Consider the following 18,618-nt stretch of genomic DNA (forward strand, 5'->3'; position numbering starts at 1 on the left):
TTACCCAGGATAAAGTTATTTTATTTTTATGTGATTCCAGTCAAGTATACCAATACTTGACTTGCGCACGAATCCTTAGCCGTAACAAACAATGCATAATGATTAAAAATTGTTAACAAGGTCGCAAGCTGCCGTTTCAGCCTCGATTGCGGTACACCTTGTATTTGCCGTTTTCGGCAATGACGTTCAGCTCGCCGAAATGCTGCACTATGGTGTCGGCATAGGGCAAATGGCGGTTGGCGACAATTTGCCAGCAGCCGTCGCCCTGCAGCGCCCGGCGGCTGTCAGCCACAAACCGGGTGGCAATGGCGGTGGTGCTGGCAAGACCATCATGAAAGGGCGGATTGGAGATGATGGCATCAAATTGGCCAGTCACCTGTGCCAGCCCGTCGGATGGGTAAACCTTGGCATCAAAGCCGTTGGCCGCCAGTGTGTATTGGCAGGACAGCAGCGCCATGGCATTGATATCCACGCATTCCAGTTGCAGTTGGGGATGTTGCTGCAACAACGCGGCGGCAATGACCCCGGCACCACAGCCAAAATCCAGTACGCGCCCGTGCAATTGGGGAAGATGTTGCAGCAGCAGTGCCGTGCCTTGGTCTAGCTGCTTTTCGCTGAATACCCCCGCCATGCTGCAGATGGTTAATGTGCCCAACGCGGTGGCCAGCGGATAACGGCTGATAAATGCATCCAGCTGGATGCGGGCGGCGGACGGATTGCGGGTGGCAGTATAAAGCAGGCAGTGGCGGGCGTTGTCCCGTTTGCAGGTGCCATCAAACCAGTCGCTTGCCTGTTTGTCAAAACTGCGGATACCGCCTTTGTTTTCGCCAATCACCAGCAGTTGCCCATTGGGGCGCAGGTAGCAGGCCGCCAGCATCAACAGGTATCCCATCAGCGCCTTGGCCTTGGGGTAGTAGATGACGACCGTGTCAAATTGTGCCGGGTGAGGCAACTGGTGGCCAAAGTGGGCCTCAATGCTGCTGCATTGGCTGCCTTGTAATGCCAGGTAGTGGTTAAAGTCCAGTGCCAGGGTGGTTACGCCATCACAGTGGGGCCGCAGCTGCACGGCGCATAAATCGTTTTCATGATTGAGCAACAACACCTTGCCGTTGATGGCATTGCTGTTGCGCAGCAGTAGCTGGGATGGATTGGTCAGCACCGGGAGAGATTCCAAGACAGTAAAAGGACGGTCATTATAGCCAAAGCGCTTGCCGGATGGGAGCGCGGCGTTTTATGTGTCTGGGGATTTGCGACATGCACGTTGGCAGCATAGGCAAAGAGCAGCCATCAGGCTGCTCTTTTAGTCATCTTATGCCGGTAACGCGCCGTTATTTTTTGGCGGTTTTGGGCAACAGGCTGATAAGTTTGTTGGCAATGTCGGTGTTGTCCTGATTGCCGATAAACAGTTCCGCCCCGGGGCCGCTGGCAAATACCTGCACGTCCATGCCGGTATGGCCGGCAGTGGTCCAGCCGGTGTTGGAACGCAGGTCGATTTCATGCTTGATGGCTTGGGCCAGCACTTTTTTTCCCTGCATTCTGGCTTGTTCAAAATGGCTTGTCTGCTCGTCACTGAGGGCAAAGCCCAGGGCATCGCCCAAGGGTTGCTGCCAGTTGTCGCTGGCAAGGGCGTTTTTCGCCAGGGTGTCGGGGCTGGCCTTAACGGCTTTGATGACCGCAGGCTCCCAGGCGTACTTGCCGTCGCGCCCGATAGACAAGCCGCCGGTATTGTGATCAGCGGTAACCACCATCAGGGTGTCCGGATGATTACGCACGAATTGCTCTACCGCTTCCAGCGCATGGGCAAATTCGTCCATCTCGCCCATGGCGGCGGTAATGTCATTGGCATGCCCGGCCCAGTCTATCTGGCTGCCTTCCACCATCAGCACGAATCCCTGGGTGTTTTGTGACAGCAATTTCAGCGCCTTGCGGGTCATGGTGCTGAGCCGGTGCGCTTCCGGTTCATCCACCGCCCAGGGCAGCTGCACATCGGCAAACAGCCCCAGCACTTTGGGCTGGGTCACATCCTTTAACAGGCTGAAATCATCCAGTACCTGATACCCCTTGTCAGAAAAGGCCGCTCGCATGGATGCGGTGAAGTATTTTTGTCCACCGCCAAGAATGACGTCTGCATTGCTGTTGATGTAAGTGGCCGCAATCTGATCGTAGTTCTTGCGGCTTTCATTGTGGGCCAGAAACGCGGCGGGGGTGGCGTGGTTCACCTGACAGGTAACCGCAACACCGGTGCTAAGGCCGCGTTTTTGCGCCTTTTGCATGATGCTTTCCAGCGGTTTTTTCTGCAGATCCACCGAAATGGCACCGTTATAGCTCTTGTTGCCGGTTGCCAGCGCAGTGGCGGCGGCAGCAGAGTCGGTCACATAACCGCTGACCCGGGCCGGATAGGTGCTGGCCATGCCTACCAGCAAGCGGTCGAACACGGTTTGCTCGACCTCTTCGGTATCCGGATTGTCCTTGAAATAGCGATAAGCCGTGGTGTAGGCCGGGCCCATGCCGTCACCAATCATGATGACCAGGTTTTTCGGCCGGGAAGGGGCTTGCGATGGCGGTGCCAGCATCTCTTCGGCGATGGCCGCAAAGGGTAATAACAGTGCTAACGCCAATGCGGGCAATTGCTTGAACTTCATTGTAAATCCTTGTTATTTATCACTGATGCGACGTTCGATGGCATCCATTAACATGCCGGTGATATCCACATCAAATGCCGTTTCTATTTCACGTACACAGGTAGGGCTGGTGACGTTGATTTCGGTCAGTTTATTGCCGATGACATCCAGTCCCACAAAAATCAGTCCGCGTTTTTTAAGCTCAGGCCCCAGGGCGCGGGCAATCTGCCAGTCGCTGTCGGATAACGGCTGAGCCAGCCCCGAGCCACCGGCGGCCAGGTTGCCGCGGGTTTCCCCTTTGCGCGGAATGCGCGCCAGACAGTAAGGCACCGGCTCGCCATCAATCACCAGAATCCGTTTGTCACCTTGGGTGATTTCCGGAATGTAGGCCTGGGCCATGGCAAAGGTCTGGCCGTTATGGGTCAGGGTCTCAATGATGACGCCAAGGTTGGGATCATCTTTTTTTACTCGGAATATGGAGGTGCCGCCCATGCCATCCAGGGGTTTGAGGATGATGTCGCCATGCTGGCGGTGAAACTCGCGAATGCGCCCGGCATCCCGGGCTACCAGCGTGGTGGGGGTGAACTCGCTGAACCAGGCGGTAAACAGTTTTTCGTTGGCATCCCGCAGGCTCTGGGGCTTGTTGACAATCAACACGCCCGCTTCTTCCGCCCGCTCCAGCATATAGGTGGCGTATATGTACTCGGTATCAAACGGCGGGTCCTTGCGCATGAGGATGACATCCAGCTCACTCAGGGGCAGCTCCTGGGGCTCGCCCAGGGTAAACCAGTCGTTGGCATCCTGGCGCACTTCAATGGTGCGCATGCTGGCCACCGGCGTGCCGCAAATCAGTGCTAAATCTTGCATCTGCATGTAATACAGCTGATAACCACGTTTCTGTGCTGCCAGCAGCATGGCGAAACTGGTGTCCTTTTTGATGTTGATGTCCTCAATGGGGTCCATCACAATACCGAGTTTGATCATTTTGCTTTCCTTTTCGCCGGAATTATCCCAAATCACCAAAACGCAATTGCAGGGCGGTAATGGCGGTCATTGCTGCGGTTTCGGTGCGCAGAACCCGTGGCCCCAGTAATACGTCGGTGAAATGCTGCTGTTCCGTCATGGTTATTTCCTGGGCAGACAACCCGCCCTCGGGGCCAATCAGCAGCCGGATTTTATTATTGGACAATTGCAGCCCGTTAATACCATGGCTGGCGCGGGGATGCAGATTCAGTTTCAGGGCATCATCATGCTCTGTACACCAGTCAGCCAGCGTCATGGCCGGGCGCACCTGGGGAATGATGCTTCTGCCACATTGCTCACAGGCGCTAATGACAATTTTTTGCCATTGCTGGATTTTCTTCTCCAGCCGTTCGCCGCTCAGTTTGACGCCACAACGCTCTGAAAACAATGGGGTGATGGTGTTGACGCCCAGTTCCACGGATTTTTGCAGGGTGAAATCCATGCGATCGCCCCGGGAGATCACCTGTCCAAGGTGGATGTCCAGCGGTGATTCTGCCGGATTGGCCTGGCAGCTCAGCACTTCGACGATGACCGATTTTTTGTCGGTCTGCTGAATGCGGGCCGGATAATCCATGCCATCGCCATTGAACAGGCTGACGGCTTCGCCGCAGGCCATGCGCAGTACCCGGCCGATGTGGGCGGCGGCATCTTCTGTTAACGCCAGTGGCTGCGCCGGTGTAATTGGGCCATTGTGGTAAATTCTCGGGACTCTCATGCTGTGTTCCTGGGTAAGTTACTGCGCTATTTTGCCGGAAATATCCTGGCGTAAACAGACCGATTGTACATAGATGTTGTGATTGCCCTGTACACCGGCAATGGCGTTATCACGGCGACACTCCTTCTCATCCACCGGATACTGCCGGTTCCAGGCGGCAAACAGCCGTTGCTGGGCCGGGGCCAGTTGCAGGTGATAGGTATCGTGCATGTACAGATAGGCGCGGGCGATGGCGCCTCTGGCACGTTCCGGCGGTTGCACCTTGCGGGCCTTGAAATCCACCACCATGTCGCAGGCACCATACTGGCCGCTTGGGGCATTCCACTGGCTGAAACGGTAATTGGAGCGATCGCCGTTGACCTCGCCGATAGCTGGCACCAGATTGTGCAGATCCGAGGCCATCAGGTTAAATTGCCTGCTGCTTTGCTGGCACTGCTTGCGGCCGCCCTGTTGCCAGCACTGCAGCTGATGTCCGAACTCCCAGGCCGGTACAATATGTTCCCATTCGATACGGCTGGCCCGCGCAGGCTGTTTGCGGGGCTTGAAGCCGCAGGCATGCCAGTCCGGTTGCCATTTTTTGTGGCTGCTATCTATGGCACAGCCACAGTAAAACGTTGTGTTGTTGGTGGCTAACGAGGCGTAAAGCTTGATGGCCTGCCGTTTTGCCTGACGGAAATTATCGGCTCGCTCGGCCAGTGCCTGTTGGCAAAACAGCAATACTCCCGCGGCCGCCAGCAGTTGCCCGAGGCGTGAAAAATGCAATCTTATCCCTTAAAAAAACGACTGCCAGGCTCTGCTTGGGAGCCTTGGCTTGTAATAGTGCGCCGATAGTAAAAGATGCGTTTGTCATTGGCAACTTGTGGTTATTCTCCGGGGGATTGCAACCACTGGCCGCAGCGGCGACAGCGGTAACGGGCTTGGCCCCGTAGCACCTTGTTGTGGCGGCGAATACTGAGCTCCACTTCACCGCAGGCGCAATGGTAAGGGACGCCCTTGGGGGTGACTGACGAAACATCAAATCGGTGGGTGGTATGCCCCGGCAAATGATAGATCTGTTGCATCAGTCCTTGCCACTGCAGTCCGTGGGGGCGCACTTTGCCATAAAGCTGATGACACAGCAGGTGGCAGATTTCGTGGGGCACCACTTCTTGCATGAAGGCGTCAGGGTTCTCCTCAAGGAGCACCGGCTGAAAGCGCAAGGCATTAAGGTGCAGGTGTGCCGTGCCTGCGGCTTTCCCCCTGAGTTTGAAGGTTACCGTCGGCCGGGGAAAGCGGCGTTGCAGTTGTTGCTCGGCCCGTTGGTAGCACTGCTCCACGGTGTCGAGCAATTGTTGCTGTAGCGGAGTCAGTGGGCTTGCCGGGCGTTGGCGAGAAGGCGCCGGGGTCAATGGTGTTGAGTGCAATGAAAACCGCATATGGTTGCTGCTATTGGTTGGAAATGATGGATTGGGTGCTATGACGGGTTGCGGGCAAACTGACAGCAGGGCAAAAGCCGCTGCCGCACAGTTGCATTCAGCCCTCTTGCGCCATTATAAACCGCTGGCAGCGGCGGCCAGCATGGCTTTAAGCTGGGTGAGAATTTGCTGCTCTGTGGTTTCATCGTACCCGCTTACCCGGGGCGTATGAATGTGCCCGGTGGCAATGGGGCTACCCAGTTGCTGTTGCAGCAAAATGGCACGGTAGGCAATCTCATTGGAAAGATAGCCTCCGCCTGAGCCCTCCACTGACGTGCTGCTTGCCAACTCGGCCAGGCGCTGCGGGGCGATGCTGCCGCGCTGCTGCGTGGTCACCTTGCGGTTGTCATGAATTTTCCATTTCCCATCCACTTGGGCAATGGCATGAACCGGCAGTGAAAATTCCACAAATTCTGGGCCGTTAAGGGGCTTGCCATCAAGCTTGGGTGCTTGTGGATGGTGTTTGTCCGCACCGGTAATGACGTTGCGGTTATCGGGGGCGTTGGCCGAGCGGTTACGCCCCGGGAAGCGTTCTAGATCAAAATCACTGCGTCCCATGCTGACGGTAACCACCATATCCACCTGATGATCTCGGTATACCGGCGTGAGCAGCGCCTCGATGATGCCGGCATCAAAATCGGCAAAACGCACCGGGATCATCACGGTTTCAATCTGCACCTGTTTGCCGTTGGCGGTAAAACGATAACCATCCAGTGCCAGCGCTGCCAAACCGGAAGGGTTGCTCTGTTCGATATGGCGGTCCAAAAAGAAGGGGTCAAACCCGGTGAGCAGGATTTTAATCTGGGCATCATCCCCGTAATGGATATCGCTGAAACCCCGGGAGGTTTTTTCCACGGCTTTTTGCAGGATGTCCTGTTGCCAGCGAGCGATGGCAAACGCCGGGCGCTGTTGCTGCAACACGGTTTGCATCTGCAAACGGCTCCAGTAAAGGGAGCGATCATCATAGTGGCCGGAGCTGACATCCCGCACCGCCTGTTGCCATAAACGCAGTCCTTCATGGGCGACCATCTGGGTGACGTTCAGTTCATCCCGTTGCCGTGCATATTTGTTGGCCAGGTCGGTCACGATGGCATTGTAACGATTGACCACTTGGGGCATGGCTTGCTGCGCGGTGGGCAGGCGCTGCTCTTCAACACCGGCAAACACCGGTAACGACAACAATAACGCGGTCAGCAGGCCGGTGCTGGAACAGAGCTTTAACATGGCAATTCCTTTGAAGAGTATTGTATGGATAATAAGCATTCCATCGGGAGAAAGCGACCGGACTTTAACCACAATGAGCCACTTGCCTGTGGCCAGTGCGCGGCGTGGCACACGATGGCCAACGGTTTTTGCCGGTGACCGTCCCCCGTTAACATACCGCATCAGCTTATTATGAATGCCAATGCACATCAAAACATTCGTGTGGGCAATCATGCTGGTGGGTCATCCAATGCATTGGCGTGTCAAGGCCCACCGTGAGTGCGCGGGCAATGCCCGTCAGTGCGGCAATAAAGGGTAGCCTTGGTAGGCTATACCATTAACGCTTGCAGTGATTCCTGGCTGTTAAAGCGCTTGGTGAAAAAGTCCAGGAACACGCTGATGTTGGTGGCCAGTTGCCGGCGGCTGGAATACACGCCGTACACTTTAAAGGGCTCGATGGGCCATTCTTGCAGTAACGGCACCAGTGCGCCGCGGGCCAGTTCATTTTTACATACCGCGTGGGACACCATGGCAATGCCAAAATCATCCAGCGCCAGTTGCTTGACCATGGCGGCGCTGTTGACCCTGGCTTTTCGGCGGAAGCTGGCCATGGTTTTTCGGTTGCCCTTGCCAAGGGGCCAGATGGGGGCCGAGCGTAGGGTGCCCATCAGGATACCGTCGTGTTGCGCCAATTCCTTAGGGGTTGCCGGTGTGCCGTGGGCTTTGAGATAACCGGGACTGGCCACCAGTATGGGCTGGCGCTCAAACAGCAATCTGGCCACCAGATCTGACGACTGCAATGGGCCGTATTTGATGGCGATGTCATAGCCTTCACCCACCAGGCCCACTTCGGCATCGGTAAACTGCACGTCCAGCTCCACTGCCGGGTATAAATGCATGAAGCCACTGCACAAGTTGGCAATGACTTCCTGGCTGAACGATACGGGAACGGCAATCCGTAACAGACCGGAGACATCATTATGGGTGTTTTCAATGGTTGCCTGCGCAGCTTCCACTTCATTACAGATTGTCTGGCAATGCTGGTAGAATAGCGCACCAACCTGCGTCAGACTGATTGAACGGGTATTTCGTTGCAGCAAACGCACGCCAAGTTGCTGTTCCAGCTGGGCGATTTTACGGCTGATGGTGGATTTTGGCAGGCCGGTATCACGGGCCGCCTGAGAGAAGCCCTCTGCTCTGACCACTGCGGCAAATAGCAGCATCCCATTCAAATCTGGCATATTTTTCTGACTGTCTCAAAAATGGAACAAAGCGTCCAAGGCAGTTTAATGGTAATTCAGTTGATAACAAAGTTATATTTGTCGGCTGTACATATAATTTAGAGGCTTAGCAGAGGATCTTTTTGATGACCACCAATAAGCAGCCCGAAAACTCGACTCAAGCCCAGGCTCCAGATCCGTTGTTCCTGCATGCAGAACATCTGGCCAAGGACTTCTCTCTATTTCCCGAGCATAGCAAGCACAGTCTGTCCAATGAAATCAACGGACTGTTGGATGATGACGACATCCAGAGCAACCTGAAATCTTTGGCCCAGCTGGATGTGGACGGCTATGTGGCCAAAGTCATTCAGCCGACTCAGGACAAAAACCGTCCGGGAGCCAAACGCATTATTGCCGATTTGAAAGGCCGCATGATTGTGGAAAAACACAATGGGCCTTTTTATAGCGCCGAAATTGAACTGAATTTTGGCGGGCGCAGCCGCCGGGTAGGCTTTATTGCCCAAGAGCGCACCACGTCCAACGGTGCCTGGCTGCCTGAGCACCACCTGATGTGTTGCGAGGCCATTCGCCATTTTGCCGAGCTGTCCATGCCCATTGTGTATTTCATCGACACCCCAGGGGCCGATGCGGGCGAGGTGGCCAACAGCCACAACCAGGCGCACTCCATCTCCCGGGCGATTGCCGAAAGTGCCAACGTGGACGTGCCCACCGTGGGGATTGTGATTGGGGCCGGTTATTCCGGTGGTGCGATTCCTCTGGCGGCGGCCAACATTTTGCTGTCCGTCCGTGACGGTATTTTTAACACCATTCAGCCCCAGGGGCTGCAGAGCATTGCCCGCAAATACAATCTGTCCTGGCAGGAATGTGCCAAGTCGGTGGGGGTGTCGCCAGAAGAGCTGTACAGCGCCAGATGCATTGACGGCATTATTGACTTTACCCCGTATGACCGGGATGAGCGCCAGCACAACCTGCGCCGTGCCATTATCAGCGGCATAGAAGCGGTAGAGCGTGCAGCCGTGGCCTTTGTGAAAGAGTCGGATGATTTGCGCGAGCATTACAAGCGCAGCCTTAACCGGTTCCTTTACCCTTCCCAAAACCTGCAAGCGCTGGAAGATGCGGTGCATATGTCGCTGGCAAGCAGCCCGACCATGCACCTTAACCTGTTTGGCAGTGCCTACCGTTACCTGCGTTACCTGACCGCCCGCAGCCGCATTCATTCCATCTCCATGGAACAGTACGGTCGTCTGTCCAAGGTCAGCGTACCTGAAGGGGATTTGCGCGCCCGTATCCAGAAAGAACAGGAAAAAGTGTTCCAGACCTGGCTGTCCAACCCCGACAAACTGGTATACGACGAAGAGCTGGCAAAACTGTGGAACAACTTCATGGCCAAGCGCGATGATGTGGCCACAGAACGTAACATGCTGACCCGACTGATTTTGGGTGAGCCAAAAGAGAATTACAAAAAAGCCCGCAAGGCTTTGTTGTTTAACATCGGCTGGAGTTTGTTCCACCGTTGGAAGAGCAACGCGGCCAATAACTTCCAGGGCTTGATCCACTATCTGGAAACCCTGCCGGCAGAAGTGACCCAGACTCCTTGGCCGGAGCTGGATCAACTGACGTTGCTGGATGTGGTGGTGAATGAAGAGCTGCGCGAAGACTTTATCTGGCAGTGTTACAACATTCTGATCTTCAACGAGCTTTACGACAACGTTGTCGGTAATCTGGCCTCGATTGCCAAAGAAGCCATGATGAACAAGAGCCTGTCTCGTAGCTCAGTGGACGGCTTGCTGCACAAGTCCATTGACCGGGCCATCTCCTCGCAGGATACCGCCAACGACAAGAGCAAGTTCTACAAATGGCTGAAGTACTTCATGTCTCAGTCCAACCGTGCAGAACTGCTGACCAAAACCGAACAGTGGAAGAGTGTGGGATTCCCGCAGTTGAACAACAGTCTGTTCGTTATCCTGACCTACTTTTTTGAACGCCTGTTGCCTGAGTATTTCGACAGCGAAGACGACAATACCCAGTACACCGGCGCCATTAACCCGGTACGGATTGGCCGCCGCAAAGACTTCTGGAACCGTCTGACCATGGGCTACCAGGATTTGTTGATCCAGCGAGTCCTGCGGGAAGAGAAAAAAGCCGGCAAGATGACCTGGGACAATATTGTGAACAAGTTCTTCAGCAACTTTGATGAGCTTGATGCGGACAAGATGACCGCCAATTCACTGAATTTTCCAGGGTTCCGCCTGTCCATTGAAGATGCGCTGGACAAGGGCATCCGTCCTTGCGGGCTGATCACCGGCATGGCCAACTTTAACCATAACGGTAAAAAAATCCGGGTCGGGGTGGCGGTGTCCAATATCACCTTCCAGGCCGGGGCTTTTGACATGGCCAGCGCCGAGAAATTCTCATCACTGCTGATCAAGTGTGCCAAGCGCCGCATGCCGGTCATCTGCTTTATCAGCTCCGGTGGCATGCAAACCAAAGAAGGGGCGGCGGCACTGTTCTCCATGGCGGTAGTGAATGACCGTCTGACCCGCTTTATCCGCGACAACGAATTGCCGGTGCTGATGTTCGGTTTCGGCGACTGTACCGGTGGCGCACAGGCATCGTTTGTGACCCATCCGCTGGTGCAAACCTATTACATGTCTGGCACCAACATGCCGTTTGCCGGACAGATGGTGGTGCCGGCTTACCTGCCGTCTACCTCTACCTTGTCCAACTATTTGTCCAAGGTGCCCAATGCCATGAACGGTTTGGTGATGAATCCGTTCAGCGAAACCCTGGATGAACAGTTGCAAGGCATTGACCCCTTGATGCCGATGCCTACCGAAAGCATTGAAGATGTGATTTCCGGCGCGTTGTCATCACTGGTGGCCACTACCCATGAAACCACCGCCGATGAAATCGTGCAGGATGATCCTCGGGCGTTGATGAAGCCCATCAACAAGGTATTGATCCATGCCCGTGGCTGCACGGCCGTGAAACTCATCCGCAAGGCCCATGACAACCACATCAACGTGGTGCTGGTGGCATCGGATCCTGACATGACCGCCGTACCGGCGGAAATGCTTAACGACAACGACAAGCTGGTGTGCCTCGGTGGCAATACCTCCGATGAGTCTTACCTGAACGCTTACTCCGTATTGCGGGTGGCCGACTACGAAAAAGTGGACGCACTGCACCCCGGCATCGGTTTCCTGTCAGAAAGCCCGCAGTTTGCGGCGCTGTGCGTGAACAACGGCGTGAACTTTGTTGGCCCGAGCGTTAACTCCATGACCACCATGGGTAACAAGTCCAATGCCATCAAGACCTCACAGTCTCAGCAAGTGCCGGTAGTGCCTGGTTCCCACGGCATTCTGACCAATGCGGAACAAGCGGTGAACGTGGCCAATGAAATCGGTTATCCCGTATTGCTCAAAGCCGTACAAGGTGGTGGCGGCAAGGGCATTCAGGTGGTGCGCCGTCCGGAAGACATGATTGGCCTGTTCCAGAAAACCTCTACCGAAGCCGCTGCGGCCTTTGGTAACGGCGACCTGTACTTGGAAAAATACGTCACTTCATTGCGCCATATTGAGGTGCAGTTGCTGCGTGACCGCTTTGGCAACACCAAGGTGCTGGGCATTCGCGACTGCTCCGTACAGCGCAATAACCAGAAGGTGATTGAAGAATCCGGCTCCACCATGTTGCCGGACGAGCTGAAGCAGAAAGTGATGAAATACACCGAAGCCCTCGGCAATGCCACCGATTACACCGGTGCGGGTACGGTAGAGTACATCTACAACCTGGATGCCAACGAAGTGTACTTCATGGAGATGAACACCCGTTTGCAGGTGGAACATCCGGTCACCGAAGTGACTTCCGGCATCGATATCGTCAGTACCCAGTTTGATATTGCGGCGGGCCGCTCTATCGAACAGATGCAGCCAAAAGAGCTGGGTTATGCCATTGAGGTGCGGGTGACCGCGGAAAAAGCCGCACTGGACAACAACGGTGTACTGCAGCTGGTGCCAAATCCGGGGCTTATCACCGAATGCGTCATGCCGGCCCACGATAACGTGGAAGTCATCTCCATTGCTGCTGAAAACAAGGAGGTATCTCCTTACTACGACAGCCTGATAGCGCAGATTATCGTCCATGGCGAAGACCGGGAAGACACCATCAACAAGATGCTGGATTACCTGGACAGCGTGGTGATTAAGGGGATTGCAACCAACATTCCGCTGCTGAAACGCATTTTGAACGATCGCACGTTCCGTGATGGCGTTTACGATACCAACTACCTGCCGCGCCTGATGGCCGAGCTGGATATCCCGGCGCTGATTGCCGAGATGGAAGCGGCCGCCGAAACCCAGGGCGTGGATACCGAATCCTTGCGGGTGGGTGAGTCCAACGAACTCAAGGTGTTGGCGCAGGGGGCGGGTATCTTCTACACCTCACCGGCACCGGGCGAAGCGGACTTTGTTAAAGAGGGCGATATTGTCACTGTGGATCAAACCTTGGCACTGACAGAAGCCATGAAGATGTTCTCGCAGATGACACTGGCCGGCTTTAACCGCAAAGGCGCCGAGCTGTATCCGGAAGATAAGAAATATCGCATCGAGCGGATCCTCAACGGTAACGGCCAGCAGATTTCCCAGGGCGATTTGCTGTTTGTGGTGTCACCGCTGGAAGACTGATAGGTTATTGACCGATTAAAGGAGCGTGCCCGCCAGCGATTGGTGTGCACGCTCCTTTATTTTTGGGCTGGCTTATCGGTTATTTTATCAACGACAGCAATTGCCGGAAGCGTTCGCCGCTGGCTTGGTGCTGCAATTCAAACAGCAAGGCTTCTGAGTGGGTTAACCAGGCTCCGCGTTGCTGCATCATTTGCAGGCCCAAACTGCGGGCCTCTGCCTGGCGAGAGTCCACTGCATCTGCCACCACGTGCACATCCAGCCCCTGATCCAGCAGATCGCGACAGGTCTGGTACACACAGATATGGGTTTCTATGCCCGCCAGCAGCACTTGGGTGCGGCCACTTTGTTGCAACTGCTCACGAAACTCATCGCATTGCCAGCCACTGAAATGCTGTTTGGCAATGGGATGGGTAATGGGCCGCAGCACGCTTGCCAGTTCTTCACTGGTGGGGCCCAATTTATCCGGCAGCTGTTCCAGCCATAAAACCGGTATGTCAAATAACGGCATGGCCTTGGCCAGAATTTGCAGGCGGTGATGTAACGGGGTGGTTTGTGACATGATGCGGGCCAGCTTTCCCTGCACGTCCACAATCACCAAAATAGCCTCTGTGCTTTGCAGCATAACTCCCTCCTTAGTGAACAATCACTGCTCAAATTACCTTGTCATCCGAGGCTTACCAATAAGGCGAAAGTCGATTTTGTTACCGCTTCAAAGTTGTGCATTAACCGGTGAATTGAACCATTTTGGTGCATTTGCTTGCCCCTTGGTGCCATGAAATTTTGCTAAGTCTTTATAAAACAAAAAATTAACATTTTGGCCTGATGCTTGAATTGTATAAGCCAACATCACATACAAAAAAAGCAATTTGGGAGGTCTGAATGAAATTAGTCAGCGCAATCATCAAGCCGTTTAAGCTTGATGATGTCCGTGAGGCGATTGCGGGCATTGGCATTGAAGGGATGACGGTTTCTGAGGTGAAAGGGTTTGGCCGTCAGAAAGGGCATACCGAACTTTACCGCGGTGCGGAATACCAGGTGGACTTTTTGCCGAAAGTCAAACTGGAGATTGCCACCAAAGAGGAGAATTTGGATCTGCTGCTGGAAGCCATTACCAATGCTGCCCGTACCGGCAAGATTGGCGACGGCAAAATTTTTGTTACCGCGCTGGAACAGGTGATCCGTATCCGTACCGGTGAAACCGACAGCGAAGCGCTTTAAGGGGGATGATGATGGAAGAGTTAACCAAATTGGGAACTTCAGTGTCAGAACTTCGCTTCGCGCTGGATACGTTTTACTTTTTAATGTCCGGGGCCTTGGTGATGTGGATGGCCGCCGGGTTTGCCATGCTCGAAGCCGGATTGGTGCGGGCGAAAAACACCACGGAAATCCTGACCAAAAACGTGGTGCTGTATGCCATCTCCTGTGTGACTTACCTGCTGGTGGGTTATTACATGATGTATGTGGATAATGCCGAAGGCGGCATCCTGCCAAGCTTTGGCGCCTTGATTGGCACCCAGGCTGCCGATGCAACCCACTCACTGGAATCCGACTTCTTTTTCCAGGTGGTGTTTGTGGCAACCGCCATGTCCATTGTGTCTGGCGCAGTAGCCGAACGCATGAAATTGTGGGCGTTTTTGCTCTTCAGCGTGGTAATGACCGCCTTTATCTATCCGATGGAAGGTTACTGGACCTGGGGCGGCGGTTTCCTGTCGGCTGCCGGTTTCTCTGACTTTGCCGGTTCCGGGATTGTGCATTTGGCTGGTGCGGCAGCCGCGCTGGCCGGGGTGCTGCTGCTGGGTGCCCGTAAAGGCAAATATGGCGCCAATGGTGCCGTAACGCCTATTCCTGGGTGTAACCTGCCATTGGCCACCTTGGGCACGTTCATTTTGTGGATGGGCTGGTTTGGCTTTAACGGCGGCTCTCAGTTGATGGTATCTGATGCTGAAAACGCCTCTGCGGTTGCCAAAGTGTTCGTGAATACCAACTCCGCGGCAGCATTTGGCGCAGTGGCAGCCCTGATTGTGTGTAAAATCGTTTGGGGCAAGGCGGATTTGACCATGGTACTTAACGGTGCATTGGCTGGCCTGGTGGCGATTACCGCTGATCCGTTGAATCCCTCTTTGGTCATGGCCGGCATTATCGGTCTGATTGCCGGTGCCCTGGTGGTGTTCTCCATTGTGGCCTTTGACCGCATCAAGATTGATGACCCGGTAGGTGCCACGTCCGTGCATGGGGTGTGTGGCCTGTTCGGGGTGATGATGGTGCCGCTGTCCAATCCGGACGCCACATTCGGCGCTCAGGCACTGGGTGCGGCTTGCATCTTCGGTTGGGTCTTTATTGCCTCTTTGGTGGTGTGGAGCATTTTGAAAGCCACCATGGGTATTCGCGTCAGCGAAGAGGAAGAGTACAACGGTGTGGACGCTGCGGATTGCGGGGTGGATGCCTACCCTGAGTTTGTCACGGTGAAAAACGCCTGATAATTGTCAATTGCTTAAAAACAGGACCCTTGTGGTCCTGTTTTTTTATGGGGCAGGTCTGTCCATGGGCTTTGGGGTGAAAGTGAATTGCATCACATCAGGAGAAACGCTAGATTGGAAGCTCACTCAAAAATGCCATGTGCCGGAGCCAAAGAAAGATTATGTCGTACCAGAATGATGATGTCAGGATTAATGAAGTTAAGCAGTTACTCCCTCCCATAGCGATTCTGGAACGATTTCCGGCAACGGACAATGCTTCTACCACAGTGTTTAATGCCCGTCAGAGCATTCATGACATGTTACGGAACAAGGATGACCGGCTGCTGGTGATTATTGGCCCCTGTTCGATTCATGATCCCGACGCTGCGCTGGAATACGGCCGCCGTTTGTCGGTGTTAAGGACGCAATACCAGCAGCAACTGGAAGTGGTGATGCGGGTTTATTTTGAAAAACCCCGCACCACGGTGGGCTGGAAAGGGCTTATCAACGATCCTTACATGGATAAGAGCTTCAATCTCAACGATGGCCTGCGCAAGGCTCGGAAACTGCTGCTGGAGCTTAATGACAGCGGCATGCCTACCGCCGGCGAGTTTCTTGACATGATCACCCCGCAGTACGTGGCGGATTTGATGTGCTGGGGCGCCATTGGCGCCAGAACCACAGAATCCCAGGTGCATCGCGAATTGGCTTCCGGTTTGTCTTGTCCGGTAGGCTTTAAAAATGGCACTGACGGCAATATCAAGATTGCCATTGATGCCATTGGTGCCGCGCGCGCTTCCCACTATTTTATGTCAGTGACCAAATTCGGGCACTCTGCCATTGTTTCCACCAAGGGCAATGAAGACTGCCACATCATTTTGCGCGGTGGCAGCAAGGCGCCCAATTACAATGCGCAGGCAGTGGCAGCCACCAATGCACAGCTGCAAAAAGCCGGTTTGCCGGCAAACATCATGATTGATATCAGCCATGCCAATTCCCAGAAGGATTACCGGCGGCAATTGCCGGTGGCAGAAGATGTCTGTGAGCAGCTGCGCCAAGGGGAGCAGAGCATTTTCGGCCTGATGGTGGAAAGTAATCTGGTAGAAGGCCAGCAAGCGCTGAAAGTCGGTCAGCCATTGCGTTATGGACAAAGCATCACCGATGCCTGCATTGGCTGGGAAGATACTGAAAAACTCCTCGCCATGCTCAATCAGGGCGTGCTTGATCGGCGCAGTGCCAATAACCGGTAACGCCGGTTATTGATGCCGGTGCAAAATCCAAAGGGGCAGACTTGCCCCTTGTCTTTTCGTTATTTGCGCAGCACCTGCTGCAAATAGGCATTGGCCTGTGCCAGGCTGCCAAATGCGGCAATCAGGTTTTCCCGGCCTTTTTCCTGCAGCTGCGGATTGCCTGATTCCACCATCATCCATACCCAGGTTTCAATTAACGACAGCGGTGGGTGTTGTACCTTTGATTGCATAACGTTGAGGTCCTTTAATCTTTAACTGTTTGATCATAAAAGGGCCCACAATCCTGGTGGTATCTGGCATCCTAAGTTGTACAGGGTAACAAATTATGGTGTCAGGGATAACATCCTCAAGAGGAATCATTGTTAACCGATGTAACTGCCGGTTATGGCACCGTTTTTCATTATTTCCCTGGCCAGTATGACAGCGCAATATGACACGCTTGAGATAAGGCGGACGAACCCGTGGTGAATTCAGTTTCGATTCAGCCAGCGGACGGCATACTGCCATGGCCGTTAATTATCTGTCAGGAGTTGATGCCATGGAAAATATTGCACTGCTGGTAACCCTTGAAGGCAGCAAGAACAAGGTCACAACCGATTGGCGCAGCCTTGCCGCCACCTTGCAACAGCGTGGCGTTGGCGATTGTGCCTTGCAGCACCTGCATACAGAATTAAGGGCCGGACTGATTGTCTCCACCCGGGGGTTGACCTTGTGCATAAAACGCCAGCCCCAACCGCAACAGGATGTTGATTGGTCGCTGCTCAAGCAGACACGCTTAAATACAGAGTCAACACAAGTTGCGGGGTATTGAAAAAGATAAAGGGAAGGGGTGGGGAATTGAGTTACTCGTTGGCAGGCTTGCGGGTCTGCCAGCCATCACACAAGATGTTGACGCAACCGTTTTGTTCTGAAACCGGTTTAAGCTCCGTGATTTTACCACCACGATAGCACAACATTTCACCTTCGATTTCTATCAGTCGGCTACAGTTGCGACAGCTTAATGCCGCATTTTTACTGCAGTCCGGTGCAGCAGGAATTTGACTGACATAAGTGGTCTTCACGTTAAACTCTCCCATGCGTAAAACCATCAGTATGATAACGCGGCACATAGTAACATTTTTTGTGAGCCAGCGCACAATCTAAGTTAGGCAATAAATTGTGATTGCGCAATCGCTAATTTAGTGGCATTACTGGCATGGCGAAGATGGCCGATGATGCCGGACGTGTCATCTTGGCGGGCAATGTGGATAAAATGGTCGATAATTACCGTTATTAATCAGCGAGGAGCATCTCATGAGCATTGACAATAACGGCCACAAGATAAGCCCGTCATCCCAGGATAATGCACTTACCTCCCGCGCCACCCATCAGCACCAGCCCGCAGCAACTGACAATGGCCACAGTGTGCGCCATGTCAGTCGGCAATTGATGAATCAGGCCATTATGTCCGCTCAGGAGCAGGTATCCATCAGCAGTGGCAACAAGCCCATGCAATTGTTGTTTCGTACTGCCATTGATGCCATCAACCAGGAGCTGGAGTCCTCCATGGGGAAAGAGGCTTTCCTGAAATTGCAGCAGGAAGAGGATTATTCCCCAAAGGCTACCGCCGAGCGCATTGTTGATTTTGCCACCCGTTTTTACGCCACTTATCAGCAACAACATGCCCAGCAAACCCCACAGGAACAGTTAACCCATTTCATGACGATTATCGGTGATGCCATTGACAAGGGCTTTGCCGAGGCCCGGGACATTCTTGATAAATTGCAGGTGCTCAATGGTGACATCGCCGCCGGGGTGGATGCGACTTATCAGCACGTGCAGCAGCAACTCGATGCCTTTCGCAGCAGCATGGGCAATGGGGATGAAGCGCCATCACCAACGGCGCAGTAACCATGATACCCGCCATCTTCAAAGGGTTTTTGTTGGTTATCCATAGGGGTATGCTTAATCATCATGAGCGCTTTGACGCAGGG

17 protein-coding genes are annotated in these 18,618 nt (G+C 54.1%); 6 read left to right on the top strand and 11 right to left on the bottom strand.

The window, feature by feature from the left end; all coding sequences use genetic code 11:
* Nucleotides 1-136 precede the first annotated feature (136 nt).
* The 8 genes from ACIDEJ_RS03475 to ACIDEJ_RS03510 all read right to left on the bottom strand — a co-directional run bounded on the left by ACIDEJ_RS03475 (nucleotide 137) and on the right by ACIDEJ_RS03510 (nucleotide 8,257).
* Nucleotides 137-1,159, bottom strand: a complete 1,023-nt coding sequence (locus ACIDEJ_RS03475; RefSeq protein WP_411986705.1) for a methyltransferase — start codon at nucleotides 1,157-1,159, stop codon at nucleotides 137-139.
* Between the two features lie 169 nt (nucleotides 1,160-1,328).
* Nucleotides 1,329-2,642 (bottom strand): alkaline phosphatase, encoded by a 1,314-nt coding sequence (locus tag ACIDEJ_RS03480; RefSeq protein ID WP_411986706.1) that lies wholly within the window; start codon nucleotides 2,640-2,642, stop codon nucleotides 1,329-1,331.
* A 12-nt stretch (nucleotides 2,643-2,654) separates the two neighbouring features.
* Nucleotides 2,655-3,605 carry a glutathione synthase gene (gshB, locus tag ACIDEJ_RS03485; protein ID WP_411986707.1) on the bottom strand — a complete coding sequence of 317 codons (951 nt, stop codon included), beginning with the start codon at nucleotides 3,603-3,605 and terminating at the stop codon, nucleotides 2,655-2,657.
* A gap of 22 nt (nucleotides 3,606-3,627) precedes the next feature.
* Complete coding sequence (gene rsmE, locus ACIDEJ_RS03490; protein ID WP_411986708.1) at nucleotides 3,628-4,359, bottom strand: 16S rRNA (uracil(1498)-N(3))-methyltransferase; 732 nt, start codon at nucleotides 4,357-4,359, stop codon at nucleotides 3,628-3,630.
* Between the two features lie 18 nt (nucleotides 4,360-4,377).
* Complete coding sequence (locus tag ACIDEJ_RS03495) at nucleotides 4,378-5,097, bottom strand: endonuclease (protein ID WP_411986861.1); 720 nt, start codon at nucleotides 5,095-5,097, stop codon at nucleotides 4,378-4,380.
* Nucleotides 5,098-5,222: 125 nt separating this feature from the next.
* A complete protein-coding gene (locus ACIDEJ_RS03500; protein WP_411986709.1) occupies nucleotides 5,223-5,774 on the bottom strand; it encodes a SprT family zinc-dependent metalloprotease in 552 nt (183 codons plus the stop codon).
* A 114-nt stretch (nucleotides 5,775-5,888) separates the two neighbouring features.
* Nucleotides 5,889-7,037, bottom strand: a complete 1,149-nt coding sequence (locus ACIDEJ_RS03505) for a pyroglutamyl-peptidase I (RefSeq protein ID WP_411986710.1) — start codon at nucleotides 7,035-7,037, stop codon at nucleotides 5,889-5,891.
* A 308-nt stretch (nucleotides 7,038-7,345) separates the two neighbouring features.
* Nucleotides 7,346-8,257, bottom strand: coding sequence for a LysR family transcriptional regulator (locus ACIDEJ_RS03510; RefSeq protein WP_411986711.1), 912 nt, complete (start codon nucleotides 8,255-8,257; stop codon nucleotides 7,346-7,348).
* Nucleotides 8,258-8,382: 125 nt separating this feature from the next.
* Between ACIDEJ_RS03510 and ACIDEJ_RS03515 the strand changes: the two genes are divergently transcribed.
* Nucleotides 8,383-12,939 (top strand): ATP-binding protein, encoded by a 4,557-nt coding sequence (locus ACIDEJ_RS03515; protein WP_411986712.1) that lies wholly within the window; start codon nucleotides 8,383-8,385, stop codon nucleotides 12,937-12,939.
* Between the two features lie 79 nt (nucleotides 12,940-13,018).
* Here ACIDEJ_RS03515 and ACIDEJ_RS03520 read toward each other — a convergent pair whose 3' ends face one another.
* Complete coding sequence (locus ACIDEJ_RS03520) at nucleotides 13,019-13,561, bottom strand: hydrolase (RefSeq protein WP_411986713.1); 543 nt, start codon at nucleotides 13,559-13,561, stop codon at nucleotides 13,019-13,021.
* Between the two features lie 257 nt (nucleotides 13,562-13,818).
* Here ACIDEJ_RS03520 and ACIDEJ_RS03525 point away from each other — a divergent pair, with 257 nt between their 5' ends.
* From ACIDEJ_RS03525 to aroG, 3 genes are all read left to right on the top strand, one after another.
* Nucleotides 13,819-14,157, top strand: coding sequence for a P-II family nitrogen regulator (locus tag ACIDEJ_RS03525; protein WP_411986714.1), 339 nt, complete (start codon nucleotides 13,819-13,821; stop codon nucleotides 14,155-14,157).
* 11 nt (nucleotides 14,158-14,168) lie between these two features.
* Nucleotides 14,169-15,416 (top strand): ammonium transporter, encoded by a 1,248-nt coding sequence (locus ACIDEJ_RS03530; RefSeq protein WP_411986715.1) that lies wholly within the window; start codon nucleotides 14,169-14,171, stop codon nucleotides 15,414-15,416.
* A gap of 161 nt (nucleotides 15,417-15,577) precedes the next feature.
* The gene (aroG, locus tag ACIDEJ_RS03535; RefSeq protein WP_411986716.1) at nucleotides 15,578-16,645 is read left to right on the top strand and encodes a 3-deoxy-7-phosphoheptulonate synthase AroG; all 1,068 of its coding nucleotides are present in this window, start codon (nucleotides 15,578-15,580) and stop codon (nucleotides 16,643-16,645) included.
* A gap of 59 nt (nucleotides 16,646-16,704) precedes the next feature.
* On the opposite strand, the gene ACIDEJ_RS03540 is transcribed toward aroG, so the two are convergent.
* On the bottom strand, nucleotides 16,705-16,875 hold the full coding sequence (locus ACIDEJ_RS03540) for a hypothetical protein (protein ID WP_411986717.1): 171 nt from the start codon (nucleotides 16,873-16,875) through the stop codon (nucleotides 16,705-16,707).
* Nucleotides 16,876-17,183: 308 nt separating this feature from the next.
* Here ACIDEJ_RS03540 and ACIDEJ_RS03545 point away from each other — a divergent pair, with 308 nt between their 5' ends.
* Nucleotides 17,184-17,456, top strand: a complete 273-nt coding sequence (locus tag ACIDEJ_RS03545) for a hypothetical protein (protein WP_411986718.1) — start codon at nucleotides 17,184-17,186, stop codon at nucleotides 17,454-17,456.
* Between the two features lie 31 nt (nucleotides 17,457-17,487).
* Here the strand turns inward: ACIDEJ_RS03545 and ACIDEJ_RS03550 are convergent, their stop codons facing one another.
* A complete protein-coding gene (locus ACIDEJ_RS03550) occupies nucleotides 17,488-17,706 on the bottom strand; it encodes a hypothetical protein (RefSeq protein WP_411986719.1) in 219 nt (72 codons plus the stop codon).
* Between the two features lie 232 nt (nucleotides 17,707-17,938).
* On the opposite strand from ACIDEJ_RS03550, the gene ACIDEJ_RS03555 reads away from it, so the two are divergent.
* Nucleotides 17,939-18,535: a DUF5610 domain-containing protein gene (locus ACIDEJ_RS03555; protein ID WP_411986720.1), complete on the top strand. Its 597-nt coding sequence runs from the start codon at nucleotides 17,939-17,941 to the stop codon at nucleotides 18,533-18,535.
* Nucleotides 18,536-18,618: the final 83 nt, after the last annotated feature.

It is taken from the genome of Shewanella mytili, assembly GCF_046765975.1.
Taxonomy (GTDB): Bacteria; Pseudomonadota; Gammaproteobacteria; order Enterobacterales; family Shewanellaceae; genus Shewanella; species Shewanella mytili.

Excerpts from the sequence above, each read along its gene's own strand:
- ACIDEJ_RS03510 (WP_411986711.1), bottom strand. The coding sequence starts at position 8,257 with ATGCCAGATTTGAATGGGATGCTGCTATTTGCCGCAGTGGTCAGAGCA.
- ACIDEJ_RS03520 (WP_411986713.1), bottom strand. The coding sequence starts at position 13,561 with ATGCTGCAAAGCACAGAGGCTATTTTGGTGATTGTGGACGTGCAGGGA.
- ACIDEJ_RS03530 (WP_411986715.1), top strand. The coding sequence starts at position 14,169 with ATGGAAGAGTTAACCAAATTGGGAACTTCAGTGTCAGAACTTCGCTTC.
- ACIDEJ_RS03480 (WP_411986706.1), bottom strand. The coding sequence starts at position 2,642 with ATGAAGTTCAAGCAATTGCCCGCATTGGCGTTAGCACTGTTATTACCC.
- ACIDEJ_RS03500 (WP_411986709.1), bottom strand. The coding sequence starts at position 5,774 with ATGCGGTTTTCATTGCACTCAACACCATTGACCCCGGCGCCTTCTCGC.
- aroG (WP_411986716.1), top strand. The coding sequence starts at position 15,578 with ATGTCGTACCAGAATGATGATGTCAGGATTAATGAAGTTAAGCAGTTA.
- rsmE (WP_411986708.1), bottom strand. The coding sequence starts at position 4,359 with ATGAGAGTCCCGAGAATTTACCACAATGGCCCAATTACACCGGCGCAG.
- ACIDEJ_RS03515 (WP_411986712.1), top strand. The coding sequence starts at position 8,383 with ATGACCACCAATAAGCAGCCCGAAAACTCGACTCAAGCCCAGGCTCCA.
- gshB (WP_411986707.1), bottom strand. The coding sequence starts at position 3,605 with ATGATCAAACTCGGTATTGTGATGGACCCCATTGAGGACATCAACATC.
- ACIDEJ_RS03525 (WP_411986714.1), top strand. The coding sequence starts at position 13,819 with ATGAAATTAGTCAGCGCAATCATCAAGCCGTTTAAGCTTGATGATGTC.
- ACIDEJ_RS03505 (WP_411986710.1), bottom strand. The coding sequence starts at position 7,037 with ATGTTAAAGCTCTGTTCCAGCACCGGCCTGCTGACCGCGTTATTGTTG.
- ACIDEJ_RS03545 (WP_411986718.1), top strand. The coding sequence starts at position 17,184 with ATGGAAAATATTGCACTGCTGGTAACCCTTGAAGGCAGCAAGAACAAG.
- ACIDEJ_RS03540 (WP_411986717.1), bottom strand. The coding sequence starts at position 16,875 with ATGCAATCAAAGGTACAACACCCACCGCTGTCGTTAATTGAAACCTGG.
- ACIDEJ_RS03555 (WP_411986720.1), top strand. The coding sequence starts at position 17,939 with ATGAGCATTGACAATAACGGCCACAAGATAAGCCCGTCATCCCAGGAT.